24 protein-coding genes and 4 tRNA genes are annotated in these 26,417 nt (G+C 36.2%); 25 read left to right on the top strand and 3 right to left on the bottom strand.

Annotated elements, in window-relative coordinates:
* The first annotated feature begins 8 nt into the window (after window positions 1-8).
* Complete coding sequence (locus AABL87_RS00740) at window positions 9-1,151, top strand: acyl-CoA dehydrogenase family protein (RefSeq protein ID WP_006259611.1); 1,143 nt, start codon at window positions 9-11, stop codon at window positions 1,149-1,151.
* Between the two features lie 30 nt (window positions 1,152-1,181).
* On the opposite strand, the gene AABL87_RS00735 is transcribed toward AABL87_RS00740, so the two are convergent.
* Together AABL87_RS00735 and AABL87_RS00730 are read right to left on the bottom strand one after the other, a co-directional pair.
* Window positions 1,182-2,360, bottom strand: coding sequence for a cation:dicarboxylate symporter family transporter (locus AABL87_RS00735; RefSeq protein WP_006264679.1), 1,179 nt, complete (start codon window positions 2,358-2,360; stop codon window positions 1,182-1,184).
* A gap of 49 nt (window positions 2,361-2,409) precedes the next feature.
* Window positions 2,410-3,564 (bottom strand): dicarboxylate/amino acid:cation symporter, encoded by a 1,155-nt coding sequence (locus AABL87_RS00730; RefSeq protein ID WP_006264680.1) that lies wholly within the window; start codon window positions 3,562-3,564, stop codon window positions 2,410-2,412.
* A gap of 467 nt (window positions 3,565-4,031) precedes the next feature.
* Here AABL87_RS00730 and AABL87_RS00725 point away from each other — a divergent pair, with 467 nt between their 5' ends.
* Window positions 4,032-4,532 (top strand): GNAT family N-acetyltransferase, encoded by a 501-nt coding sequence (locus AABL87_RS00725; RefSeq protein ID WP_341276767.1) that lies wholly within the window; start codon window positions 4,032-4,034, stop codon window positions 4,530-4,532.
* Window positions 4,533-4,578: 46 nt separating this feature from the next.
* Complete coding sequence (locus tag AABL87_RS00720) at window positions 4,579-5,031, top strand: hypothetical protein (protein ID WP_006262110.1); 453 nt, start codon at window positions 4,579-4,581, stop codon at window positions 5,029-5,031.
* A 739-nt stretch (window positions 5,032-5,770) separates the two neighbouring features.
* On the opposite strand, the gene AABL87_RS00715 is transcribed toward AABL87_RS00720, so the two are convergent.
* Window positions 5,771-5,899 (bottom strand): hypothetical protein, encoded by a 129-nt coding sequence (locus AABL87_RS00715; protein ID WP_341276766.1) that lies wholly within the window; start codon window positions 5,897-5,899, stop codon window positions 5,771-5,773.
* A gap of 69 nt (window positions 5,900-5,968) precedes the next feature.
* Between AABL87_RS00715 and AABL87_RS00710 the strand changes: the two genes are divergently transcribed.
* From AABL87_RS00710 to rpoC, 22 genes are all read left to right on the top strand, one after another.
* Window positions 5,969-8,101 carry a TonB-dependent receptor gene (locus AABL87_RS00710; protein ID WP_341276765.1) on the top strand — a complete coding sequence of 711 codons (2,133 nt, stop codon included), beginning with the start codon at window positions 5,969-5,971 and terminating at the stop codon, window positions 8,099-8,101.
* Window positions 8,102-8,197: 96 nt separating this feature from the next.
* Window positions 8,198-8,818, top strand: coding sequence for a hypothetical protein (locus AABL87_RS00705; protein ID WP_006259604.1), 621 nt, complete (start codon window positions 8,198-8,200; stop codon window positions 8,816-8,818).
* Window positions 8,819-8,863: 45 nt separating this feature from the next.
* A complete protein-coding gene (locus AABL87_RS00700) occupies window positions 8,864-9,946 on the top strand; it encodes a sensor histidine kinase (RefSeq protein ID WP_230486183.1) in 1,083 nt (360 codons plus the stop codon).
* Complete coding sequence (locus AABL87_RS00695) at window positions 9,946-10,689, top strand: LytR/AlgR family response regulator transcription factor (protein WP_006259602.1); 744 nt, start codon at window positions 9,946-9,948, stop codon at window positions 10,687-10,689. The genes AABL87_RS00700 and AABL87_RS00695 overlap by 1 nt, the downstream gene beginning before the upstream one ends.
* Window positions 10,690-10,763: 74 nt before the next feature.
* On the top strand, window positions 10,764-11,219 hold the full coding sequence (locus tag AABL87_RS00690) for a hypothetical protein (protein ID WP_006259601.1): 456 nt from the start codon (window positions 10,764-10,766) through the stop codon (window positions 11,217-11,219).
* A 9-nt stretch (window positions 11,220-11,228) separates the two neighbouring features.
* Window positions 11,229-11,597: a hypothetical protein gene (locus AABL87_RS00685; protein WP_230456765.1), complete on the top strand. Its 369-nt coding sequence runs from the start codon at window positions 11,229-11,231 to the stop codon at window positions 11,595-11,597.
* 332 nt (window positions 11,598-11,929) lie between these two features.
* Window positions 11,930-12,124 (top strand): 30S ribosomal protein S21, encoded by a 195-nt coding sequence (gene rpsU / locus AABL87_RS00680; RefSeq protein ID WP_006259599.1) that lies wholly within the window; start codon window positions 11,930-11,932, stop codon window positions 12,122-12,124.
* Window positions 12,125-12,190: 66 nt separating this feature from the next.
* On the top strand, window positions 12,191-13,093 hold the full coding sequence (locus AABL87_RS00675) for a tyrosine-type recombinase/integrase (RefSeq protein WP_006259598.1): 903 nt from the start codon (window positions 12,191-12,193) through the stop codon (window positions 13,091-13,093).
* 19 nt (window positions 13,094-13,112) lie between these two features.
* The gene (gene hpf / locus AABL87_RS00670) at window positions 13,113-13,412 is read left to right on the top strand and encodes a ribosome hibernation-promoting factor, HPF/YfiA family (RefSeq protein ID WP_006259597.1); all 300 of its coding nucleotides are present in this window, start codon (window positions 13,113-13,115) and stop codon (window positions 13,410-13,412) included.
* Window positions 13,413-13,505: 93 nt separating this feature from the next.
* Window positions 13,506-13,579 (top strand) — tRNA-Thr (locus AABL87_RS00665).
* A 30-nt stretch (window positions 13,580-13,609) separates the two neighbouring features.
* Window positions 13,610-13,690 (top strand) — tRNA-Tyr (locus AABL87_RS00660).
* A 20-nt stretch (window positions 13,691-13,710) separates the two neighbouring features.
* Window positions 13,711-13,782: transfer RNA gene (locus AABL87_RS00655), tRNA-Thr, on the top strand.
* A 58-nt stretch (window positions 13,783-13,840) separates the two neighbouring features.
* Window positions 13,841-15,028, top strand: a complete 1,188-nt coding sequence (tuf, locus tag AABL87_RS00650; protein WP_006259596.1) for an elongation factor Tu — start codon at window positions 13,841-13,843, stop codon at window positions 15,026-15,028.
* 60 nt (window positions 15,029-15,088) lie between these two features.
* Window positions 15,089-15,159 (top strand) — tRNA-Trp (locus AABL87_RS00645).
* Window positions 15,160-15,175: 16 nt separating this feature from the next.
* Window positions 15,176-15,373 (top strand): preprotein translocase subunit SecE, encoded by a 198-nt coding sequence (gene secE, locus AABL87_RS00640; RefSeq protein WP_006259595.1) that lies wholly within the window; start codon window positions 15,176-15,178, stop codon window positions 15,371-15,373.
* A gap of 19 nt (window positions 15,374-15,392) precedes the next feature.
* Window positions 15,393-15,944, top strand: a complete 552-nt coding sequence (gene nusG, locus AABL87_RS00635; protein WP_341276764.1) for a transcription termination/antitermination protein NusG — start codon at window positions 15,393-15,395, stop codon at window positions 15,942-15,944.
* Window positions 15,945-16,000: 56 nt separating this feature from the next.
* Complete coding sequence (rplK, locus tag AABL87_RS00630; RefSeq protein WP_006259593.1) at window positions 16,001-16,438, top strand: 50S ribosomal protein L11; 438 nt, start codon at window positions 16,001-16,003, stop codon at window positions 16,436-16,438.
* An 18-nt stretch (window positions 16,439-16,456) separates the two neighbouring features.
* Window positions 16,457-17,146, top strand: coding sequence for a 50S ribosomal protein L1 (rplA, locus tag AABL87_RS00625; RefSeq protein ID WP_006259591.1), 690 nt, complete (start codon window positions 16,457-16,459; stop codon window positions 17,144-17,146).
* Between the two features lie 23 nt (window positions 17,147-17,169).
* Window positions 17,170-17,658 (top strand): 50S ribosomal protein L10, encoded by a 489-nt coding sequence (gene rplJ / locus AABL87_RS00620; RefSeq protein WP_006259590.1) that lies wholly within the window; start codon window positions 17,170-17,172, stop codon window positions 17,656-17,658.
* A gap of 83 nt (window positions 17,659-17,741) precedes the next feature.
* Complete coding sequence (gene rplL / locus AABL87_RS00615) at window positions 17,742-18,110, top strand: 50S ribosomal protein L7/L12 (protein ID WP_006259589.1); 369 nt, start codon at window positions 17,742-17,744, stop codon at window positions 18,108-18,110.
* A 125-nt stretch (window positions 18,111-18,235) separates the two neighbouring features.
* Window positions 18,236-22,048 (top strand): DNA-directed RNA polymerase subunit beta, encoded by a 3,813-nt coding sequence (gene rpoB, locus AABL87_RS00610; RefSeq protein ID WP_006262105.1) that lies wholly within the window; start codon window positions 18,236-18,238, stop codon window positions 22,046-22,048.
* 70 nt (window positions 22,049-22,118) lie between these two features.
* On the top strand, window positions 22,119-26,414 hold the full coding sequence (gene rpoC / locus AABL87_RS00605; RefSeq protein WP_006259587.1) for a DNA-directed RNA polymerase subunit beta': 4,296 nt from the start codon (window positions 22,119-22,121) through the stop codon (window positions 26,412-26,414).
* The last annotated feature ends 3 nt before the right edge of the window (window positions 26,415-26,417 follow it).

Genomic DNA, 26,417 nt, shown 5'->3' with positions numbered 1-26,417 from the left:
TATCAACCATGAATTTTGAATACAATGAAACTCAAGCAATGATTGCTCAATCTATAAGAGACTTTGCAGAACAACATATTCGTCCACATATTATGGAATGGGACGAAGCTCAAATCTTTCCTGTAGATTTATTTAAAAAACTAGGAGAGATGGGATATATGGGAGTTTTAGTTCCTGAAGAATACGGAGGATCGGGACTAGGTTACCACGAATATATCACTATCGTAGAAGAGATTTCTAAAGTTGACTCATCTATTGGTTTATCAGTAGCAGCACATAACTCATTATGTACTAATCATATTTTATCATTTGCCAATGAAGAACAAAAGAAAAGATGGTTACCTAAGCTAGCGACAGCAGAGTGGATTGGTGCATGGGGATTGACAGAGCACAACACTGGATCTGATGCAGGAGGTATGAGTACTACAGCTGTGAAAGATGGTGATCACTGGATCTTAAATGGAGCGAAGAACTTTATCACTCACGCTATCTCGGGTAACGTTGCAGTAGTTATTGTTCGTACAGGAGAGAAAGGTGATTCTCACGGAATGACAGCTTTCGTAGTAGAGAAGGGTACACCAGGGTTCTCTAGTGGTAAGAAAGAAAATAAATTAGGAATGCGTGCATCTGAGACTGCGGAACTTATCTTTGATAATTGTCGCGTACCTGATGCTAACCGTTTAGGAGAAGTAGGAGAAGGGTTCATTCAAGCGATGAAAGTATTAGATGGAGGGCGTATCTCTATTGGTGCATTATCATTAGGCATTGCTAAAGGAGCTTATGAAGCAGCATTAAAATACTCAAAAGAGAGAGTTCAATTCGGAAAACCAATTAGCCAATTCCAAGCTATCGGTTTTAAATTAGCGGATATGGCTACAGAGATTGAGTGTTCTGAGTTATTATTACACAAAGCAGCTTTCTTAAAGAACAATAACAAACCAATGACTAAGATCGGAGCTATGGCGAAGATGTATGCGTCTGAAGTATGTGTGAAAGTATCTACAGAAGCGATCCAAATCCACGGTGGATATGGATATACTAAGGACTTCCCAGTAGAGAAGTTCTTCCGTGATTCGAAGTTGTGTACTATCGGAGAAGGAACTACAGAGATTCAAAAATTAGTTATCTCTCGTAACATTTTAAAAGACTAATCAGATTAGGCGATATATAAGAAAGGGAAGCTACTGAGCTTCCCTTTTTTGTTGTCGTTCATGAAAGGCTGTCGCCATAAGACTTAAGGCGCCATCACCCACTATATTACACGCAGTACCAAAACTGTCTTGTAGTGCGAATATGGTTAATACTAATGCTATCCCTGTATCATCGAAGCCCAGCATAGAGGTTATTAATCCTAAGGATGCCATTAGTGCTCCCCCAGGTACACCAGGTGCTCCTAGAGCGAATACACCTAGCAAAAGCACAAAGAGAATCAATGTACTAACATCGGGTAAATGCCCATAAAGGACTAAGGATACTGTCATCACAAAGAAGGTCTCTGTAACCATAGCACCACATAAGTGTACGTTAGAAAAGAACGGAATAGTGAAGTTCGTAATCTCCGGCTTTAGTACTTTGCTCTTATGTGCTGATTGTAGTGCTACACCTAAGCTAGCCGCTGAAGACATCGTGCCTAATGCTGTTAGATAGGTCGGTCCATAATGTCTGAGTACTTCCCACGGATTCTTTTTAGCGTACAGACCTGCGATTGTGTATAAGATGGCGATCCATACGATATGAGCTAAGATCACGATGATAATCACGATTAAGAATATTGGTAATTGGGACTGTATGCTACCTACATAACTAAGCAAAGCAAAATTACACGCAATGTATAGAGGCAATAAAGGAACTAGTACTCTATTGACTAATAATAACACAATCTCTTTAAAATGATCGAAGGCTATTTCTAATGGTTTAGACTGCGTCCATAGTATACCTAAACCTATCATGAGTGCAAGTACTAAGGAAGTCATCACATCGAATATAGGTGGAATGTCTAGTTTAAAAAGCATCTCAGGTAATGCTCTTCCCGTAGCAGCAGTAGAGGGGATATCTAGCCAAGGTAATATAGTGTATCCTAATGAACCACTGAATAGCCCTGCTCCGACACTCGATATATAGGCTATAGCTAGGGAGAACCCTATAATAACAGAAGACTTCTGATCTAGCTTAGCGATAGACGATACGATAAATCCTAAGATGATTAAGGGAACTAAAAATAAGATTAATTGTCCTAAAATATGTTTCGTTGATAAGATGACTTGAAGTAGAATATCATTTAGATAAGGTCCTACTAATAGACCGATGATTACTCCTGATATTAATCTAACGATAGTATTGTTTACTAATTTCTTTAGCATAGCGTAGAAGGTATAAAAAAGGGAAAGCACAGGCCTTCCCTCATTATCTTTATTTATCACTGTATTTTGTTACCATAAGGCTAAGTGCTCCATCTCCTGTAATGTTACATGCAGTACCGAAGCTATCTTGTAATGCAAATATCGTTAAGGTTAATGCAATACCAGCATCGTCAAAACCTAGTACGGAAGCGATGATACCTAATGAGGCCATTACAGTACCGCCAGGTACACCAGGTGCTCCGATAGCGAAAATACCTAGTAGTAGTACGAATAAGATCATCGTACCCAGCGTAGGTAATGTACCATATAACACTTGAGATACAGTCATCACGAAGAATACTTCTGTCAATACTGATCCACATAAGTGTATATTAGAGAAGAACGGAATAGTGAAGTTCGTGATCTCAGGTTTTAGCACTTTACTTTTGTGTGCAGACTGTAGTGCTACACCTAGAGAAGCCGCTGAAGACATCGTCCCTACTGCTGTTAGGTAAGCAGGAGGATAGTGTTTAATAACTTCCCATGGATTCTTACCAGAGTATATCCCTGCTATCGTATATAACACACCTAACCAAATGAAGTGTGCCACTATCACGATAAGAATCACAGTTAAGAACACAGGTAGCTGTGACTGTATAGACCCTTCATAACTAAGTAATGCAAAGTTTGCCATAATATAGAATGGCAATACAGGTACTAATACTCTATTCACTAATAATAGTACGATATCTTTAAAAGAATCAAATGCACGCTCTAGTGGTTTAGACTCTGTCCATAGAATACCGATACCAATCATTAAGGCAAGTGTCAGAGAAGTCATTACTCCAAAAACTGGCGGTATATCTAGCTTAAACAACATCGCAGGAAGCTCCTTAAGAGTCTCCACATTGTTCTCTATCTGTAAGTGAGGGATAATGTTAAACCCTAGTGTACTACTAAAGAACCCTGCTCCGATACTAGATAAGTAAGCAATAATAATAGAGAAACCGATTATACCAGTCTGTCCCTTGTCTAGTTTAGCGATAGAAGATACTACGAATCCTAGAATGATCAGCGGTACTAAGAACAGAATGATCTGACCTAGTATATGTCTCGTTGATAAGATGATTTGTAGTAAGCTGTCTGTAAGATATGGTCCTATGACTAGACCAACTATCACCCCTAGTAAAAGTTTTACTATAGTATTACTAAAGAATTTCTTCATATTCTGATATCTCTATTTTTGATTAAAGTACTAAATTATTCAAAGCAAAGATATTTATAAACCTTGTTTTTTATTAGTCATTTTCAGAATATACCATATATATGGTAGTCGAGGTAGGGAGGTATAATATAGGATGTTAGTAATGATATGTTTTTGTTGATATAGTTTGGTTCGGAGACAGACTTAGTGTCGTTCGGAAAAGGGGGCTTTATCCTAGTAAAAACCGAGGTTTTTCCGAACAACTTCCGAACAAACTGCTTCGTAAAGCGTAGCCAATTTCTTGTAAGCCTTGTCAATAAAGAAGTGATAAGGATTATCTTTTTTTCATAAATATCTATTTTAACCAAATCAGATCATTTTCTCCAAAGTAGGTCAATTATAAAATGAATAGGGTGTTTATAAGGAGTTTATGAATTGTTACTTCATTAAATATTCGTAATATTAACCTATTAGAAATATGACTAGGCATGAAGAGTGTTTTAGAAACAGATCGATTAGTACTAAGAAAATTAACTACTGCAGATGCAGCGCACTTTTATCAGCTAAACCTTAATCCTAATGTGATGCGCTATACAGGAGATGATGCTTTTGACAGTGTGGATGAAGCGTATACTTTCTTAGCTAATTATAGCGATTATGAGAGAAACGGATATGGACGATGGACAGTTATTCGTAAGGAAGACAATGCGTTCTTAGGATGGTGTGGGCTGAAGTACAATGCTGATATAGATAGGACAGATATAGGCTTTCGCTTCTATGAGGAGCATTGGAATATGGGGTATGCTACAGAGAGCGCAAAGGCGTGTTTAGAATATGGATTTACAGCCTTAGGGCTACACCGTATTATCGGTAGAGCGATGAAAGAGAATATCGCATCAATCAAAGTATTAGAGAAGATAGGACTAGTCTATCAGAATGATTTTTACTTCGATGGGCATATAGGCGTGTTGTATGTAATAGCACAGTAGAGATACAATACTTTATGTCTAAATAGTATAAAAAAATAGAACTGAAATGGATAAAGAAATAAAAGAATATACAAAGCAAGAATTAGGGATATCAGCTATGTCTATTGGCCAATTAAAACGGATAAGAGTATTAGCAAAAGCGTTATTAATCTTGATTTTATCACAGGTATTGTTAGTAATACTATTTGATCTTTTTTTAAGTGATACACTTCAACCTTTAATGAGTCAATTTTTCCTTATCATAATAGCGGGTTTTATAGATGGTAAATTGTTTGGTTTAGGATTGAGTTTCTTATTAGCCTTCTTAATATTTGTGTATATATGTTATCTTCTATATAGATTTAGTACATCTTTAAAAATAGCTTTAGAGATGAAGAACAGTAATAAATTAGAATATAGTTTAGGTAATCTTAGTAGGATAACTATACTTATCACTAGTTCTGTTTTAGTAGGTGTTATTACTGCATTTATAATTTTTTTCTCAGTTATTAAGTCATGAATAATCAAGTAAATCAACATAGTGAAGATAGCAATCAAAAGTTAGTACTAACAGAACAATCACTACTTTACTTAAAACGTATTAGTAAGTGGGTTATACCTTTAATTGTTGTATGTGGAGTCATTAGTTTAGTCAGTTTTTTTGAACTATTTGTGAGGTTATCAAAACAAGAATATCTGCCTGTTTTAATGAATCTGTTAAGTTTTGTATTAAGTAGTTATTCATGTATGCATTTGTTCTTTTTAAGTAGACGAATCAGAAAGACCATTATTCATAATTCTGAAGAATTTTTAGAAGACACTTTCAGTACTATTCGAAAGTTATTGTTTGTTTTCTGTTTATTCTTTGTAATTAATTTAGTTATGACAGTCATTATAGGATTCGTAAGATAGAGAAGTAGGAGAATGATTTTTACTTTGATGGTCATATAAGCGTGTTGTATGTAATAGCACGGTAGAGACACAATACTTTGTGTCTAGTGTAATAGAGTTTTAATGCTACTTCTCGTTTGATATAAGATACTAGGGAGTTGTTTCTCATAGGCTTTTTTAAAAGGATAAGCTCTATTTGTCTAGTATGTCATTCCGACGAAGGAGGAATCTCATATTATAAGACTTGTAGTATATAGTTATTAAATGTTATGTTTTAAACCTACTCTATTCAATATAGCATTCTTTATCTGAATTAGTATACGAAAAACGGTTAATAGTATAAAAAGCTATTAACCGTTTTTTTATGGTTATAAGTCAGCAAGAATAAATAAACATCTCAAGATACCTAGCTCTAGTTTATCCACATCACTACAACTGTGAACCGATAACAGTAAACCGTTAACCAATCTCCCCATTCGCGCAGTAAATACTCCCATTCGCGCACTCGTTTTTTCAGAAGTTGTGTTGTCAGATTACGTTTGTGATAGAATTAATCAAGAAGAAAGATGAGAACACTACTATGTTTGTTATTAACCTTATGTGTAGGTGCTGTGCAGGCACAACAGATTCAACTATCGGGTACAGTGGTAAACGATAAGAATAAACCAATCGAGAATGTGAATGTGTACTTTGAAGATAGCTTTGAAGGAGCATTGACCGATGCGAAAGGGTATTTCAGTTTTATAGTTACAGATACAGTAGTGAGTGGCGTACTGAAGTTAATGCACCCACAGTATGGCAATCTAGATGTAGAGATCAATACAAAGGAGAATTATAATGAACATTTTGTGTTAAGTGGGCAAGATGAGGTGATGGGAGAGATACTTATTACTACCAATAGTAAGAATAAGAGAGGACGCGCAGAGAGTATAGGATTAAATGCGATGGATGTAGTGAGTACTGCGGGTAGCCCTGGTAATATTATGGGAGTCCTAAGTACCATGCCAGGAGCGCAGACCAATGGAGAAGATGGGAGACTACTGATACGTGGAGGTAGAGCAGAGGAGAGTGGTATATTCGTCAATGGTGTAAGGGTGTTTCAACCTTATACCTCTTCTGTGGGTAATGTACCTGTGCGTTCTAAGTTTAATCCGTTTCTGTTTAAGGGAATGTCTTTCTCAGCAGGAGGATATAGCGCAGAGTTTGGAGATGCGTTATCAGGAGTATTACAGTTAGATACATCAGATGAGATAGATCCGTCACGTAGAGATTACTCTATCTCTACTGTAGGAGGGAGCTTCGCGCAGACACATCAATGGGGCAAAAACTCGCTGTCATATAGTCTAAACTATCTAAACTTAGGAGCTTATACTGCAGTGGTAAAACAGCGATATAATACTAGAAAACCTTTCTCTACAGCTTCTGGAGAGATGATGTATAAGCGCGAGATTAAGGACGGAGGATATAAACTATACACTGCTGTAGACTTCTCTACCATTAAGTATGAGCAAGAGATACAACCAAGTAATCGAGTAGATACATTAGGCTTTAAGTCGAGTAATGTGTATATGAATAGTGTGTTCTTTAAGAAGCTTACTCCTTATATGAGACTTGATATTGGTACAGGGTTAGGGTATATGGATTATACAGGAGATAGCAATGATTTGAGTGTAAAGAAGATTAGTTGGGATGTGAATCAGAAGGTGAAGTTGTCTTATCAGTGGAATGGGCAGTTTCAGTTTTTTGTTGGGGTAGATGTACAGGCTTCTAAGTTAGATTTGACGAGAAGTAAAGGAAGTAGAGCAGAAGACTTAGGTACGGATGCGAATAGATGGGCATTGTTTTTTGAGAACAATTGGAAGATAACATCAGACTTGTCATTGAGAGCTGGTTTGAGAACGAGTAAGTATTCAGAGATAGAAGATTGGACAGTGGAGCCACGAGCGATGCTGACGTATCAGATGACATCTAAGCATCAGATGTCTTTCTCTTATGGGGTGTTTAATCAAGCGATGAACTTAGAACAGTCATTAGCAGTGAAACAAGAAGACTGGATGCAGGCTAATCATTATATACTGAACTATACTTATGAGTTTAGAAAACGTCTATTGAGAGCAGAGATGTTCTATAAAGATTACAGTAAGTTGTTATTAACTCCACTGGGTAAACCAAGTGAGTATGCACAGTTAGGAGAGGGGTATGCAAAGGGATTTGATTTGTTTTGGAAAGATAATATCACGTTTAAGAATTTTAGCTATTGGGTAACCTATACTTACATTGACTCTCAACGTAAAGAGATGTATTGGAACGAATGGATACAGCCGTCTTATGTAGTGAAGCACAATTTCTCTGTGGTGACGAAGTACTGGATAGAGCAATGGAAGTCTCAGGTGAGTATGACGTATAACTACAGTAGCCCACGTCACTTCCACGATATAAATACAACTAATAAAGCTACTTATGAGAGTAGTCCCATACACAATGTAAGTATGAGCTGGGCTTATCTATTCAGTGGGCAAAAGATAGTGTACTTATCAGTAGATAATTTGTTAGGACGCAATCCTGTGTATGCTTATCAGTTTAATCAACGAGGGGGACAACCTGATATCACAAATGCCTCTGCAAAGCGATTTATATATGTAGGGTTTATGTGGACAATAAGTGCTGATAAGAAGAAAAACCAATTAGAGAATTTGTAAAACAACTTAAACATTAGAAACAACAGTTCGCGCAGTTCGTTTTTTAAAGATTTGATAGTCAGTGTAGATTTGTTGTGTAATTAAATAATTAGAAAGATGAAAAAGTTATTGATTTTATTATTCAGTGTATTTAGTGTAATGAGTTTCGGACAATCTAAATACGAGGCAGGAATGCAAAAAGCGATGCAACAATGGCAAAGTGGGCAATCGAAAGAAGCAGTGGCTATGCTAGACCGCATAGCGATGTCTGATAAAGAGAATTGGATACCAGTGTACTACAAGGTGTTTATAAGTATCACAGGAGGGTTTAGTAATCCGCAGGCTGATAATATAGAAGATATCGTAGCAGCTAACCGCGTACTAATAGACCAATGGTTAGAAAAGGGAGGAAGTGAGTGGTATGTATTAAAAGGAATGAATGAGACACTAGAGTTAATTACTGATCCGATGAATAAGGGGATGGTACAGACTCCAATTATCAATAAAGCGTATGATAAGTCGATAGAGTTAGATCCTACTAATCCGAGAGCGGTGTACTCTGTGGCAAGTTTTCAGATTAATAGCGCTAAGTTTATGAAGGTAGATATGACTTATTACTGTAAGATGCTAGAGAAGTCGATAGAGCTATTCGATAAACAGAAGAGTGATGTGCCATTTTATCCATCATGGGGGAAAGATTGGGCATTAAAAACACAAGAATTGTGTAAAGGGAAATAATTGTTACTGTCTTTGTTGTAATTTAGATTTTTATACATGAGAACTATGGTTATTAATTGGCGTCGACATATTCTATTAGCTACCAGCTTTGGATTGATTTTAAGTTTAATGATATCTTACTATTCTTTTCAAGATAAAGGGATGAGTTTTTTTGAGTTGTTTGGTAATGCTCGTTTTCAAAAAGCTACATTCTCTTCATTTGTATTATCAGTACTGATCTATCTGTCTAATTTTATTACAAGCACTTTAGTTTGTTGGGGGATAGAGAGGCATGAAAAAAAGATAAAAGGACAGTTAAGTAAGAAGGTTAGTAATATAGCGTTCTTTATAAATGGTATCATTACTTCTGTTACTGCCTATTATCTGTTCTTAGCTATAATGCTCAATATCTTTTATGGTTTATCGTTTAAAGACTTTTACAATGGAGATCATATGCGCTTTGGTAACTTCTTAGCAATTGTGTTGATTAGTGTATTTATTTTACTTGTTGTATTCATATTTGCTTATAATGATCAATTAAGGTTGTTAGAGTTGAAGAATAAGGAAATAGAGATAGAATTACAGAAGAGTCAGATAGAGAGTATGAAAGAGCAGCTATCGCCACACTTCTTGTTTAACAATATGAATGTACTGATAAGTACAATACAAGAGGATCCTGTTAAGGCAGAACAGTTCGCCCGTTCGTTCTCTAAAATTTATAGGTATGTATTAGAAAGATTAGACAATACATCATGTGCTCTATCTGATGAGGTAGCTTTTATAAAAGACTATGTATATCTACTCAATGTGCGTTATGATAATGCTATTGATTTCAGAATTAGTGATGAGGTGATGCACTATAGCGATATACAAGTACCTACGTTATGTCTACAGATTTTGATAGAGAATGTAGTAAAGCACAATATAATTCCTTCTGATGGAAAAATTAGTGTGATACTTACTGTAGAAGATAATGGTTTAGTGCTGTGGAATGAAAGATGTGCGAAGCCTAAACAAGTAGATTCAACTGGATTAGGACTTCAGAATTTGTCTAAGCGAAGTCTGTTGTTGTTTAAACAAGATATTGTGATAAAAGATTTAGAAGATAGTTTTAGCGTTAGAATACCTTTAGTTAGAAAAGACAGCTGATGAAAATAGTAATTATAGAAGACGAGAAGCCTGCAGCAAGGCTGTTAAGTAGAGAATTAGAAAAACTTGGGTTAGAAGTACAGCATACGCTGTATTCTGTAAGTGAGGCTATCCCTTGGTTTGTGCAACATGAGCACCCAGACTTGATATTTGCTGATATACAGTTAGCGGATGGGCTGTCATTAGAGATATTCGAACAAGTAGAGATTAAGAGTGCTATCATCTTTGTCACAAGTTTTGATCACTATGCGATTAAGGCATTTAAACTAAACAGCATTGATTATCTACTAAAGCCAATAGAGCCAACAGAACTATTAGGTGCTATTAATAAATACAAGTCACAACAACGCAGTACAACACAGACCGTAGAAAACCTTAGGCAAAGTATAGGTGGGAATAGTTATGCAAAACGGCTGATGATAAAAGTGGGGATGCAGATAAAGATGGTGTTGGTAGATGAGGTGGTGTGTTTTTATAGAGAGGATAGAGGAGTGTATGTCTCTACAGTAGAAGGAAAGACTCATCTGCTAGAAGAAGGCTCTATAGAAGCAGCTATTAAAATGGTCAACCCAGAGAAGTTCTTTCGAGTGAATAGATCTCAAGTAGTGTGTATCGATTATATAGAACAGATCGTACAACTGTCTACTGCTCGATTAAAACTAACGATGAGGAATTATACAGATGAGGTGATTGTGAGTAGAGAAAGAGTGAGTGAATTTAAGAGCTGGTTAGCGGAGAATTAGTAAGAAGTAAAAAGGATAATAGTAGTCCTAGATTTATTTAGTAATTTGGTGAGGATAAATAATACCTATTATTAATGAATGAAGGTTACGAACAAATCACAGAGAGTAATATAAAAGTACTTACTTCTATGCATAGTGGTTTAGGACTATTAGGAACTTATATGAATCGGGTAAGTTATGTGACGATGTTACTTTCTTTAGGAGGAGTAGGGTATACATTATACTATATGAAGTATAAGGTAAAACCCCCAATGTTTGATAACCCAGCGTTAGATGATCGACTAATGACAGAAGATACCTGTTTAATATTAGCAGGGGGTTGTGTGATTTTCTTTTTGATTAATGTACACCTGATGAATAGTAGTAAGAAATTGAGAAAAGCTGTGGATGTGAATAATGTGGAGTTATTAGAGAGTGGATTAATGAGCGTGAGCTGGAGTATGAGGATTATGGGGATATTTATTATGCTGTTAGTATCCTCTTTTATCGGCTGGATTGCTTATTCATTAGTGATAATTGATTTACCTTAATTTGTTTGAATGATGACAAAAGAATTTGTGTTTACTCAAAAGATACAGTCATATTTGAGAAGTATTGGTAGATGGGGAGCGTTTATAGCTGTGTGTAATTTGATGTTAAGTGTCTTATTAGTGATTATGTTTGGGATAGCATATTCAGATAAGATGATAGTCGTTTTCACTTTAGCTATTTTGTTTTTTCTTCAATTAGTTTCTGTAATAGGAATGTTAAACTATAGTATAGGCTTAAAGTCAGCCATTAGAAATCATGATAGAGAAGGGCTAGAGTATGCAATAGAAGGGATTAAAGGTTATTTTAAATATCTGTTCTTCACACTGTGTTTAGCATTTTTAGCTTTAGGAATAGGTTTGCTTTTAGTAGGATGGTAAGTGTATAGAAGTTAGCTGTTTGGTCAGCTTTTTTATGTACTAATACCTTAGTAGATAGTATAGGAAACAATGTGATCTTAAGTATTCGTATAGAATTTTTGAAATTGTTGTTTTTGGGAGGGAAACCTCAAAGAGTGGGTAATAATTAGGTAAGAGGCTCTAAGAATGTTCACACTCGTTTCTATGGCTGTTAGTTTTCTATCTTTATTTCTTAGATAAACGATAAGTATTTGTCTTTAAGTATATGTTTTTTAAAAAAAGTTGTTTTTTTATTGTGATGAATAAAAAAAGTTTTACTTTTGCACCACTAATGAGAGGAGGTGTATGAAAACATGTTAATCATTCCAATTAAAGACGGAGAAAATATCGATAGAGCACTTAAGCGCTATAAAAGAAAATTTGACAGAACAGGAACTTTACGTCAGTTAAGATCTCGTCAGGCATTCTTAAAACCGTCTGTACTTAAAAGAGACAAAATGCAAAAAGCTGCATACGTTCAACACTTGAAAGATTCAGTAGAAATCTAATAAGTATTGAATATTAAAAAATAACCGTTGTAATAAAGTATTAACTTTGTTGCAACGGTTTTTTTTATGTTTGAAAATTTAGAAAAGTTTATTGAGTATATACAGAAAGAAAGAAAGTATTCTGACAAGACGGTTTTAGCCTATCAGAACGATATTGGAGATTATGTGTCTTTCTTAGAGCAACTGTCGTTAGATTATCTAAAGGCAGGATATGATGGTGTTCGTCTCTGGATAGTGAAGTTATCCGAAGAGGGACTGACTAATCGGTCTATAAATAGAAAGACTAGTGCGCTGAGTTCTTTTTATAAATTCTTGTTGAAGATAGGGGAGGTAGAGACTAATCCGCTTTACTTACATCGATCTTTAAAAGTGGAAAAAAAGTTGCAATTGCCTTTTTCTATAAAAGAGATTGATGCAGTACGTACGATGTTTGAAGGTAAGGAGGATTTTAATTCTCTGAGAGATTTGCTGATTGTGGAGATGTTGTATTGTCTTGGGCTTCGTAGAGCAGAGTTGGTTGCTTTAGATGTGGATGATATAGATTTTTATTTGCATCAAGTGCGTATTTTAGGAAAGGGGTCAAAACAGCGCATCGTACCATTATTAGGTAGTGTAGAAGTGTTATTGAAAAAATATCTTGAATCAAGAAGTTTAGTCTTGAGTTCTGTGGTGGGTATTAAGGGACTTTTGGTAACAGAATCTGGTAAGAAAGTTGATGAAATGTTTGTTTATCGAGTAATAAATTCATACTTTAGTAATGCAACAACAAAGGAGAAGAAAAGCCCTCATATGTTGCGTCACTCTTTTGCTACGCACCTTTTAGAAGGAGGAGCAGATATTAATTCAATTAAAGAATTAATGGGGCATGAAAGCTTATCAACAACACAAGGATATGCACAGATTAATCTAAGTGAGTTGAAGAAAGTGTATCAAAGTTCGCATCCAAGAGGGAAGAATAAAGAAAAATAACCTTTTAAAACCGTTAATTATGAAAGTAAACATTCAAGCTATTAATTTCAATGTGGATCGTAAGTTGGTAGATTTTGCAAACGAGCGTTTGTCAAAAATCGAAAAGTATTATGATAAGATAGTTTCAGTAGATGTTTTTTTTAAATTAGAGAACACAAATGAAAAAGAAAATAAGATTACAGAAATAAAAGTACTGGTTCCGGGTGACGAGATGATTGTTAAAAAAACGTGTAAGACTTTCGAAGAAGGTTTAGATGCTGGAGCAGATGCACTAGAGCGATTAGTGGTAAAACACAAAGAGAAAATCAAAGCTCATTAATTTAAAAAAATAAGTAAATTGTTTTTTTTAATCAATAAAATATATACATTTGCAGTCCGTTAGAAATAGCGGACTTTTTCTATTGAGTCATTTGCCGGTGTAGCTCAGCTGGCTAGAGCAGCTGATTTGTAATCAGCAGGTCGTGGGTTCGAGTCCCTCCATCGGCTCAAAGAAAAGTAATATCAAACACAGTTTGAGGGGAGATACTCAAGCGGCCAACGAGGACGGACTGTAAATCCGTTGGGAAACCTTCGCAGGTTCGAATCCTGCTCTCCCCACAGAGAATAAGAAGCATCAAGCCGGTGTAGCTCAGGGGTAGAGTGCTTCCTTGGTAAGGAAGAGGTCACGGGTTCAAATCCCGTCATTGGCTCAGGTTTTTTTATTATATTTGAACACTAATTATATAACTAAGATTAAATTATTAAATCATGGCAAAGGAAACTTTTGATCGTTCGAAACCGCACTTAAACATCGGTACTATCGGACACGTTGACCACGGTAAAACTACTACTACTGCTGCTATTACTAAAGTATTAGCTGACGCAGGATTCTCAGAAGCTCGTTCATTTGATTCAATTGATAATGCTCCAGAAGAAAAAGAGCGTGGTATTACAATTAATACTTCTCACGTAGAGTACCAAACAAAAAACCGTCACTATGCACACGTTGACTGTCCAGGTCACGCGGATTACGTGAAAAACATGGTTACTGGTGCTGCTCAGATGGATGGTGCTATCTTAGTAGTTGCTGCTACTGATGGACCAATGCCACAAACTCGTGAGCACATCCTTTTAGGACGTCAGGTAGGTATTCCAAGAATCGTTGTATTCTTAAACAAAGTTGACTTAGTTGATGATGCTGAGTTATTAGAGCTTGTTGAGATGGAAGTAAGAGATTTATTATCTTTCTACCAATACGATGGTGATAATGGACCAGTAGTTCAAGGTTCTGCTTTAGGAGCATTAAACGGAGAGCAAAAATGGGTTGACGCATTATTACACTTAATGGAAGAAGTTGATGCTTGGATCGAAGAGCCAGTACGTGACAACGAGAAACCATTCTTAATGCCAGTAGAAGACGTATTTACAATTACAGGACGTGGAACTGTTGCTACAGGACGTATCGAAACTGGAGTTGCTAATACAGGAGATGCTGTTGAAATCATCGGTATGGGAGCTGACAAATTAACTTCTACTATTACAGGAGTTGAGATGTTCCGTAAAATCTTAGACCGTGGAGAAGCTGGAGATAACGTAGGTTTATTATTGAGAGGTATTGACAAAACTGATATCCGTCGTGGTATGGTTATTTGTAAACCAGGTTCAGTAAAACCACACGCTAAATTCAAAGCTGAGGTTTATATCTTGAAAAAAGAAGAAGGTGGACGTCACACTCCATTCCATAACAACTACCGTCCACAGTTCTACGTACGTACAACTGACGTAACTGGAACTATCCAATTACCAGAAGGAGTAGAGATGGTTATGCCTGGAGATAACTTAACTATCACTGTTGAGTTATTAAGCCCAATCGCTTTATCAGTAGGTTTACGTTTCGCTATCCGTGAAGGTGGTAGAACAGTAGGTGCTGGTCAGGTAACTGAAATTATTGACTAATTATTTAGTATAAATAAGTTCCAAAAGTCAGTGGTTACGGCCACTGACTTTTATTAACAAACGGGTGTAGTTCAAGGGTAGAATAGCGGTCTCCAAAACCGTTGATGGGGGTTCGAATCCCTCCACCCGTGCAAAAACAATATTAACATGGCAAAGGTTTTTAATTACATATCTGATGCTTTCACAGAGTTAAAAAGTAATGTTACTTGGTCTCCGTGGTCAGAAGTTCAACGATACACTATAATAGTTGCTATTTTTGCAATTTTGTTTTCTTTAGCAACGTGGGGTGTAGACACTGCGTTCGGAAGAGTTTTAGGAGTATTTTATAATTGGGCTACTGCATAGAGAAAATTAAAGAAAGATTATGGCTGATACAAGTGTCAAAAAATGGTATGTGGTTCGTGCGGTAAGTGGACAGGAGAATAAGGTTAAGAATTATATCGAAACTGAAATTACTCGTTTAGGTTTATCAGATTACTTATCACAGGTATTAGTTCCTACTGAAAAAGTAGTAACTGTAAAAGATGGTAAAAAGAAGACTACGGAACGTGTTTACTTTCCAGGTTATGTTATGATTGAAGCTAACTTAACAGGAGAAGTTCCTCACGCTATTAAATCGATAACAGGTGTTATTGGTTTCTTAGGAGGTGAAAGAGGTGGAGATCCACTTCCTTTACGTGAGTCAGAAGTAAACAGAATGTTAGGTAGAGTTGATGAACTAGCTGTAAAAGTTGAGTCAGGATCTATTCCTTATGAAATAGGAGAGTCAGTAAAAGTTATCGACGGACCATTCAATGGATTCGATGGAACAATCGAAAACATTAATGAAGAGAAACGTAAACTAGAAGTAATGGTTAAGATTTTTGGAAGAAAAACACCATTAGAATTAAGTTTTACACAAGTAGAAAAATTATAATGTTACAATAGTCACATCTTGGCTTCCAAATGAGATGTGCCAAATTTTTTTAAGAAATGGCAAAAGAAATTAGTAAAGTAGTTAAACTACAAGTTAAGGGAGGTGCTGCGAACCCATCGCCACCGGTTGGACCTGCTTTGGGGGCTGCTGGAGTTAACATCATGGAGTTCTGTAAGCAATTTAATGCTAGAACACAAGATAAACCAGGCAAAGTTTTACCAGTACAAATTACTGTTTACAAAGACAAATCATTTGACTTTGTTGTTAAAACGCCACCTGCTGCTGTTCAATTATTAGAGGCTGCGAAAGTGAAATCTGGATCTGGTGAGCCTAATAGAAAAAAAGTAGCTAGCGTAACTTGGGAACAAGTTCGTGCTATTGCGGAAGACAAAATGCCTGATTTAAATGCATTTACTGTTGAGGCAGCTATGAGTATGATAGCTGGTACTGCAAGATCTATGGGAATATCAGTAACAGGAACAGCTCCTTTTTAATTGTAAAAGAAAGAAGAAATGGCAAAATTAACGAAAAAGCAAAAAGAGGCTGCTGCTAAAATTGAAAAGAATAGATTATATTCTTTGAAAGATGCATCTGCATTGATTAAAGAAGTTGCTTCTGCAAAATTTGACGAGTCTGTAGATATCGCTGTACGTTTAGGAGTTGATCCACGTAAAGCAAATCAAATGGTTCGTGGTGTGGTTACGTTACCTCACGGAACAGGTAAAGATGTAAGAGTGTTAGCATTGGTTACTCCTGATAAAGAAGCTGAAGCTACAGCTGCTGGGGCTGACTATGTTGGACTAGATGAGTACTTACAAAAGATCAAAGACGGTTGGACAGATGTTGATGTAATCATCACTATGCCTGCTGTTATGGGTAAATTAGGTCCTTTAGGTCGTATTTTAGGGCCAAGAGGTTTAATGCCAAACCCTAAAACAGGAACTGTTACTATGGACGTAGCGAAAGCTGTTCAAGAAGTGAAAGCTGGTAAAATCGATTTTAAAGTTGATAAAACTGGTATTGTTCACGCATCTATCGGTAAAGTTTCTTTCGAAGCTGATAAAATTACTGAGAATGCAGCTGAATTAATCCAAACATTAATCAAATTGAAACCAACTGCAGCTAAAGGTACTTATATCAAGTCTATTAATATATCTAGTACTATGAGCCCTGCTATTGCTTTAGACCCTAAAGCAGTATAATTGGTAAATAAAAAATTATTCGTATGACTAGAGAACAGAAAGCAGTAGCGATAGAAGAATTAAAAGCTAAGTTAGCTGACGCTAATATCTTCTATATCGCTGATATATCAGGATTGAATGCTGAAGTTACTTCAAACTTAAGAAGAGCTTGTAACAAAGCTGGAATTAAAATTGAAGTAGTTAAGAATACATTGCTTGCTAAAGCAATGGAAGCTTCAGATAGAAATTATGAAGAGCTACCTTCTACTTTAAAAGGGAACAGTGCTGTTTTATTTGCAGATGTTGCAAATGGACCTGCTAAAATTATCAAAGACTTTAGAAAAAAATCTGATATTCCAGCTTTAAAAGGAGCTTATATCAACGAAGAAATCTATATCGGAGATAACAATTTAGATGCATTAGTTGCTATTAAATCTAAAGAAGAAGTTATTGGAGAAATCATTGGATTACTTCAATCACCAGCTCAAAGAGTTATTTCAGCTCTTAAAAACCAATTTAAAGACGAAGAATAGTCGACGACTAGATCTAGTTTTTAAAGTTCATCAGAACGCACATTAATAAATTATATTTTTACAAATCATTAAAAGATAGAAAAATGGCAGATTTGAAACAATTCGCAGAACAATTAGTTAACTTAACTGTAAAAGAAGTTAACGAATTAGCAACTATATTAAAAGATGAGTACGGAATCGAACCAGCTGCTGCTGCTGTAGTAGTTGCAGGAGGTGCTGGAGGTGATGCTGCTGAAGAGCAAACAGAATTCACTGTAGTATTAAAAGAAGCTGGAGCTTCTAAATTAGCTGTAGTTAAAGCTGTTAAAGAATTAACAGGTTTAGGATTAAAAGAAGCTAAAGATATCGTAGATTCTACACCAGCTAACATCAAAGAAGGAGTTTCTAAAGATGAGGCTGAAGGTCTTAAAAAAGCATTAGAAGAAGCTGGAGCTGTAGTAGAGCTTAAATAGTTTTTTTCTAAAAAATATTTTAGGTTTAGGTCTTGGGAAGCTTCCCACAGGCCTAAACCATTTTGCGTATAAAGAGATTTTGCGTAAAAACAATTCAAATTCTAATCAAAATTTTTTGTCCATTGATGATCACAAATCAGACTGAAAGATTAAATTTTGCCTCTACAAAGAACATACCTGCGTATCCAGATTTCTTGGATATTCAAGTTAAGTCTTTTAAAGATTTCTTTCAATTAGAAACGAAATCTGAAGAGAGAGGTAAGGAAGGTTTATACAATACCTTCATGGAGAACTTCCCGATCACTGATACAAGAAACCAGTTCGTATTGGAGTTCCTTGATTACTTTGTTGATCCTCCTCGTTATTCAATCGAAGAGTGTATTGATAGAGGATTGACTTACAGTGTTCCGCTAAAAGCGCGTTTAAAATTGTACTGTACTGATCCTGAACACGAAGATTTTGAAACAATAGTTCAAGATGTTTATTTAGGAACAATTCCGTATATGGCGCCAAGTGGTACTTTCGTAATCAATGGAGCAGAGCGTGTTGTAGTTTCACAATTACACCGTTCACCTGGTGTTTTCTTTGGACAGTCATTCCATGCAAATGGAACTAAGTTATATTCGGCGAGAGTAATTCCTTTTAAGGGATCATGGATTGAGTTTGCTACCGATATTAATAGTGTAATGTACGCTTATATCGATAGAAAGAAAAAGTTACCTGTTACAACATTATTCCGTGCTATTGGATTCGAAAGAGACAAGGATATCCTAGAGATTTTCGACCTTGCAGAGGAAGTTAAAGTATCAAAAACAGGACTAAAAAAATATAGCGGAAGACGTCTTGCTGCACGTGTGTTAAACACTTGGCATGAGGATTTCGTAGATGAGGATACAGGAGAAGTTGTTTCAATTGAGAGAAATGAGATTATCTTAGACCGTGATACAGTCCTAGATAAAGATAATATCGAAGAAATCATTGAGGCTAACGTTAAGACGATCCTTTTACATAAAGAAGATAATAATCAGGCAGATTATGCCATCATACATAATACATTACAGAAGGACCCTACTAACTCTGAAAAAGAGGCAGTAGAGCACATCTACCGTCAGTTGCGTAATGCAGAACCGCCAGATGAGGAAACTGCACGTGGTATTATTGATAAATTGTTCTTCTCAGATCAACGTTACAATCTAGGTGAAGTTGGTCGTTATAGAATGAACAAGAAACTTAATCTTGATACTCCAATTGACAAACAAGTTTTAACAAAAGAGGATATTATTACTATTGTTAAATACTTGATTGAATTAATTAACTCAAAAGCTGAGATTGATGATATCGATCACTTATCTAACCGTCGTGTTAGAACAGTAGGAGAGCAATTATCTGCTCAGTTTGGTGTTGGTTTAGCTCGTATGGCTAGAACTATTCGTGAGCGTATGAACGTACGTGATAACGAGGTGTTTACTCCAATCGACTTAATTAACGCTAAGACTTTATCGTCAGTTATTAATTCATTCTTCGGAACGAACCAGTTATCTCAATTCATGGATCAAACGAATCCATTAGCTGAGATTACACACAAACGTCGTTTATCAGCTCTAGGACCTGGAGGTTTATCTAGAGAAAGAGCAGGTTTTGAGGTGCGTGACGTTCACTATACTCACTATGGACGTCTATGTCCTATTGAGACACCAGAGGGACCAAACATTGGTTTGATTTCATCTTTAGCGGTTTATGCGAAAGTAAATAATATGGGATTCATCGAAACTCCTTACCGTCCAGTTACTGAAGGGCAAGTAGATATCGTTAATGATCCGGTTTATTTAAGTGCAGAAGAGGAAGAAGGTATGTTAATCGCTCAAGCGAACATTCCTGTTGATGAAAAAGGATTTATCACTGAGCAAAAAGTAGTAGTAAAAGAAGAGGGTGACTTCCCTGTAGTTGAGCCAAAAGATGTTCACTATACTGACGTTGCACCAAATCAGATTGCTTCTATTTCTGCGTCATTGATTCCTTTCTTAGAGCACGATGATGCCAACCGTGCGTTGATGGGATCTAACATGATGCGTCAAGCGGTTCCTTTATTACGTCCAGAATCTCCAATCGTAGGTACTGGATTAGAAAGACAAGTAGCTTCAGATTCTCGTGTTTTAATTAATGCTGAAGGAGAAGGTACTGTTGAGTATGTTGATGCTCAGAAGATCATCATTAAGTATGATCGTACTGATGAAGAGCGTTTAATTAGCTTTGATCCAGATGAGAAAACATACAACTTAATTAAGTTTAGAAAAACGAATCAAAGTACAAGTATCAACTTAAAGCCAATTGTAAGAAGAGGTGATAGAGTTACTAAAGGACAAGTACTTTGTGAAGGATATGCTACTCAACAAGGAGAGCTTGCTCTAGGTCGTAATATGAAAGTGGCGTTCATGCCATGGAAAGGTTACAACTTCGAGGATGCTATCGTTATTAGTGAAAGAGTAGTACGTGAAGATATCTTTACATCTATCCATATTGATGACTATACTTTAGAAGTTAGAGATACTAAGTTAGGTAACGAAGAGTTAACTAATGATATTCCTAACGTTTCTGAAGAGGCAACAAAAGATCTAGATGAAAACGGTATGATCCGCATTGGTGCTGAAGTTAAGCCTGGTGATATTCTTATCGGTAAGATCACTCCAAAAGGAGAGTCTGATCCTACTCCAGAAGAGAAATTATTACGTGCTATCTTTGGTGACAAAGCAGGAGACGTTAAAGATGCTTCATTAAAAGCTTCTCCATCATTAAGAGGGGTTGTTTTAGATAAGAAATTGTTCGCAAGAGCAGTAAAAGATAAACGTAAACGTTCTAAGGATAAAGACGAATTGGCTTTATTAGAAACTAGATTTGAAGTTAAATTCAACGAGTTAAAAGAGCGTTTAGTTGAGAAATTATTCTTCATCGTGAATGGTAAAACATCTCAAGGTGTATTGAATGATTTAGGAGAAGAGATTTTACCAAAAGGTAAGAAATTTACTCAAAAAATGTTATTTGCAGTAGATGATTTCGCTCACTTAACTAAAGGACAATGGACAACTGATGAGGATACAAATGGTATGATTACTGATTTGATCCACAACTACAAAATCAAATTAAACGATCTTCAAGGAGTTCTAAGAAGAGAGAAATTCATGATTACTGTAGGGGATGAGTTACCATCTGGAATTTTGAAATTAGCGAAAGTATATATTGCTAAAAAACGTAAATTACGTGTAGGAGATAAGATGGCTGGACGTCACGGTAACAAAGGTATTGTAGCTCGTATCGTTAGAGATGAGGATATGCCTTTCTTAGAAGATGGAACACCAGTAGATATCGTATTGAACCCATTAGGGGTACCTTCTCGTATGAACATTGGACAGATTTATGAAACAGTATTAGGGTGGGCTGGTCAAAAACTTGGTAAAAAGTATGCGACTCCAATCTTTGATGGTGCTGAATTAGATCAAATCAATGCTCTTACAGATGAGGCAGGTATACCACGTTTTGGACATACTTACTTATATGATGGAGGTACAGGAGAGAGATTCCACCAACGTGCAACTGTTGGGGTTATCTATATGCTGAAACTTGGTCACATGGTAGATGATAAGATGCACGCGCGTTCTATTGGTCCTTACTCATTGATTACGCAACAACCATTAGGAGGTAAAGCTCAGTTTGGTGGTCAACGTTTCGGAGAGATGGAGGTTTGGGCATTAGAGGCTTATGGAGCATCTAGTACATTACGTGAAATCTTGACGGTAAAATCGGATGACGTTATTGGTAGAGCTAAAACTTACGAAGCAATCGTTAAAGGAGAGACTATGCCAGAACCAGGATTACCAGAATCATTCAATGTATTAATGCATGAATTAAAAGGTCTTGGACTAGACATCAGATTAGAAGAATAAACTAAGATTATAGGGTAAGCAGTGTTGCACTGCTTACTCTTTATCATACACTTTAACAAGTAAGTTTACCATGAATAAAAATAAAGAGAAAAATACCGTAAAAAGGTTTAATAAAATCTCAATAGGTTTAGCATCGCCAGAGTCTATTCTTGCAGAATCGAGAGGTGAGGTTTTAAAACCTGAAACAATCAACTATCGTACTCATAAACCAGAACGTGATGGTCTTTTCTGTGAGCGTATTTTCGGACCTGTAAAGGATTACGAATGTGCGTGTGGTAAGTATAAGAGAATCCGTTATAAAGGAATCGTGTGCGACCGTTGTGGTGTTGAAGTTACTGAGAAGAAAGTACGTAGAGATAGAGTTGGTCACATCAATTTAGTTGTGCCAATTGCTCATATCTGGTACTTCCGTTCATTACCAAACAAAATTGGTTATATCTTAGGTCTTCCTTCTAAGAAATTAGATATGATCATTTACTATGAGCGTTATGTGGTAATCCAAGCTGGTATTGCTAAAAACGTTGATGGTGAACCTATCAATAGATTAGATTTCTTAACTGAAGAAGAGTACTTAAACATTTGTGATACTCTTCCGATGGAAAATCAATATTTAGATGATACAGATCCAAATAAATTCATCGCTAAAATGGGTGCTGAATGTATTATGGATTTATTAGCTACTACAGACTTAGATCAGTTATCATATACTCTACGTCACGCAGCTAATAACGAAACATCTAAACAAAGAAAAACTGAGGCGTTAAAACGTCTTCAAGTAGTTGAGTCTTTCCGTGATTCTAATTTGAATCGTGAGAACAGACCAGAGTGGATGATTTTGAAAGTTATTCCAGTTATTCCACCAGAATTACGTCCATTAGTTCCACTTGATGGAGGTCGTTTTGCTACATCTGATTTAAATGACTTATACCGTCGTGTAATTATCAGAAATAATCGTCTGAAACGTTTAATGGAGATCAAAGCTCCTGAAGTAATTTTACGTAATGAGAAACGTATGCTTCAAGAAGCTGTTGATTCATTGTTCGATAACACTAGAAAATCTTCTGCTGTTAAAACAGAATCTAACCGCCCATTAAAATCTCTTTCTGATTCATTAAAAGGTAAACAAGGACGTTTCCGTCAAAACTTACTTGGTAAACGTGTTGACTATTCAGCTCGTTCGGTAATTGTTGTTGGACCAGAATTAAAATTATTCGAGTGTGGATTGCCAAAAGATATGGCAGCTGAGCTTTACAAACCATTCGTTATTCGTAAGTTAATCGAAAGAGGTATTGTTAAGACAGTAAAATCTGCTAAGAAGATTATAGATAAAAAAGAACCAGTTGTTTGGGATATTTTAGAAAACGTAATTAAAGGACACCCAGTTTTACTTAACCGTGCTCCTACGTTACACAGATTGGGTATTCAAGCGTTCCAACCTAAGTTAATCGAAGGTAAAGCGATTCAATTACACCCATTAGTGTGTACGGCATTCAATGCCGATTTCGATGGTGACCAGATGGCAGTTCACTTACCTCTAGGACCAGAGGCAATCTTAGAAGCACAATTATTAATGTTAGCTTCTCACAACATCTTAAACCCTGCAAATGGTGCTCCTATTACTGTACCATCTCAGGACATGGTATTGGGGTTATACTACATGACTAAGTCACGTAAATCTACTCCAGAACATATCATCAAAGGTGAAGGATTGACTTTCTACTCTGTAGAGGAAGTACATATTGCATTAAATGAAGGTAAACTTGATCTTAACGCTAACGTTAAAGTTAGAGCTAAAGATTATAATGCTGAAGGAGAATTAGTATATCAGATTATTGAGACTTCTGCAGGTAGAATTTTATTTAATGAAGTAGTACCTGAAGTTGCAGGATACATCAATGAGGTATTAACTAAGAAATCATTAAGAGATATTATCGGTCGTATTTTAAGTATTACTGATGTACCTACTACTGCTGCATTCTTAGATGATATCAAAAACATGGGATACGGTTACGCATTCCGTGGAGGATTATCTTTCAGTTTAGGTGATATTATGATTCCTGAGCGTAAACAAGAATTAATTGATGATGCGAACCAACAAGTAGATCATATTACTATGAACTATAATATGGGACTTATCACAAATAATGAGCGTTACAACCAAGTTATTGACGTTTGGACTTCTACAAATGCTATGTTAACTGAGTTAGCAATGAAAAACATTCGTGAAGACAAACAAGGATTTAACTCAGTATATATGATGCTTGACTCTGGAGCCCGTGGTTCTAAAGAGCAGATTCGTCAGTTAACTGGTATGCGTGGTTTGATGGCTAAGCCTAAGAAATCTACAGCTGGTGGTGGAGAGATTATCGAAAACCCAATTCTTTCTAACTTTAAAGAAGGTCTTTCGATTTTAGAGTATTTCATCTCTACTCACGGTGCTCGTAAAGGACTTGCGGATACGGCGTTAAAAACAGCGGATGCTGGATACTTAACTCGTCGTCTACATGACGTAGCTCAAGATGTTATCGTTAACTCTGTTGACTGTGGTACATTAAGAGGTATTGAAGTTAAACCACTTAAGAAGAATGAGGAAGTTATCGAATCATTAGGAGAGAGAGTTTTAGGACGTGTTGCTCTTAATGCAGTGATTAACCCACTTAATTCTGATGTATTAGTTGAAGCTGGTGAAGAAATTACTGAAGCTATTGCTAAATCAATCAACGCTGCACCAATTGAATCAATTGAGGTACGTTCGCCATTGACTTGTGAGGCTAAAGTTGGTATCTGTGCTAAATGTTACGGACGTAACTTAGCTACTGCTAGAATGGTTCAAAAAGGTGAAGCTGTAGGTGTTATTGCTGCTCAATCTATTGGGGAGCCTGGTACACAGTTAACATTGAGAACATTCCACGTGGGAGGTACTGCTGGTAATATCTCTGAGACATCTAGTATTACTGCTAAATTTAAAGGTCGTTTAGAAATAGAAGATCTTAAAACAGTAAAAGGTGAGGATAATGAAGGAAATGCTATTGATATCGTTATTTCACGTTCTACTGAGGCTAAGTTATTTGATACTAATACAGGTATCTTATTAACAACAAATAACATTCCTTATGGTTCTACAATCTATGTGAATGATGGAGATGTTGTTGAAGAAGGTGCTACGTTATTTAAATGGGACCCTTATAATGGTGTAATTGTTTCTGAGTTTACTGGTAAAGTTGCTTATGAGGATATCGAACAAGGACAAACGTTCATGGTTGAGATCGATGAGCAAACAGGATTCCAAGAAAAAGTTATTACTGAATCAAGAAATAAAAAATTAATTCCTACTTTATTAATCTATGGTAAAGATGGTGAGTTAATTCGTTCATACAACTTACCTGTAGGTTCTCACCTAATGGTAAATGATGGCGATAAGATTAAAGCTGGTAAAGTTTTAGTTAAGATTCCTCGTCATACATCTAAAGCTGGGGATATTACTGGAGGTCTTCCAAGAATTACTGAGTTGTTAGAAGCTCGTAATCCTTCAAACCCTGCAGTAGTTTCAGAAATTGATGGTGTTGTATCGTTCGGTAAAGTTAAGAGAGGTAACAGAGAGATCGTTGTTGAGTCTAAAACTGGAGATGTTAGAAAATACTTAGTTAAGTTATCTAATCAAATTTTAGTTCAAGAGAATGATTACGTGAAAGCTGGTATGCCACTTTCTGATGGAGCTATCACTCCAGACGATATCTTAAGAATCCAAGGACCTTCTGCTGTTCAACAGTACTTAGTAAACGAGATTCAAGAGGTTTATCGTCTACAAGGGGTTAAGATTAGTGATAAACACTTTGAGGTAGTTATCCGTCAAATGATGCGTAAAGTTAAAATCGAAGATCCAGGAGATACTTTATTCTTAGAAGATCAATTAGCACATGCTGCTGACTTCATCGCTGAGAATGATAGATTATATGGAATGAAGGTTGTAGTTGATGCAGGTGAGTCTGATAATTTGAAAGAAGGACAGATTATTACTATGCGTGAATTACGTGACGAGAACTCATTATTGAAACGTGAGGATAAGAACTTAGTAGTTAGTCGTGATGTTATGCCTGCTACTGGTACTCCAATGTTACAAGGTATTACTCGTGCGTCTTTACAAACGAAATCATTTATTTCTGCTGCGTCGTTCCAGGAAACAACGAAAGTGTTAAACGAAGCTGCTGTAGCAGGTAAAGTAGATGGATTAAACGGATTAAAAGAAAACGTTATTGTAGGTCACAGAATCCCTGCAGGTACAGGTATGAGAGAGTACGAAAGTATCCTTGTGAGTACTTCAGATGATGAAGGATTTGCAAATAAAGAAACAGATTTAAACTTCTAGTAT

This window comes from Myroides sp. C4067, from assembly GCF_038039665.1.
Taxonomy (GTDB): Bacteria; Bacteroidota; Bacteroidia; order Flavobacteriales; family Flavobacteriaceae; genus Flavobacterium; species Flavobacterium odoratimimum.
Note: the sequence above shows the minus strand (reverse complement) of the source record. Positions and strands in the feature narration are given on the sequence as shown.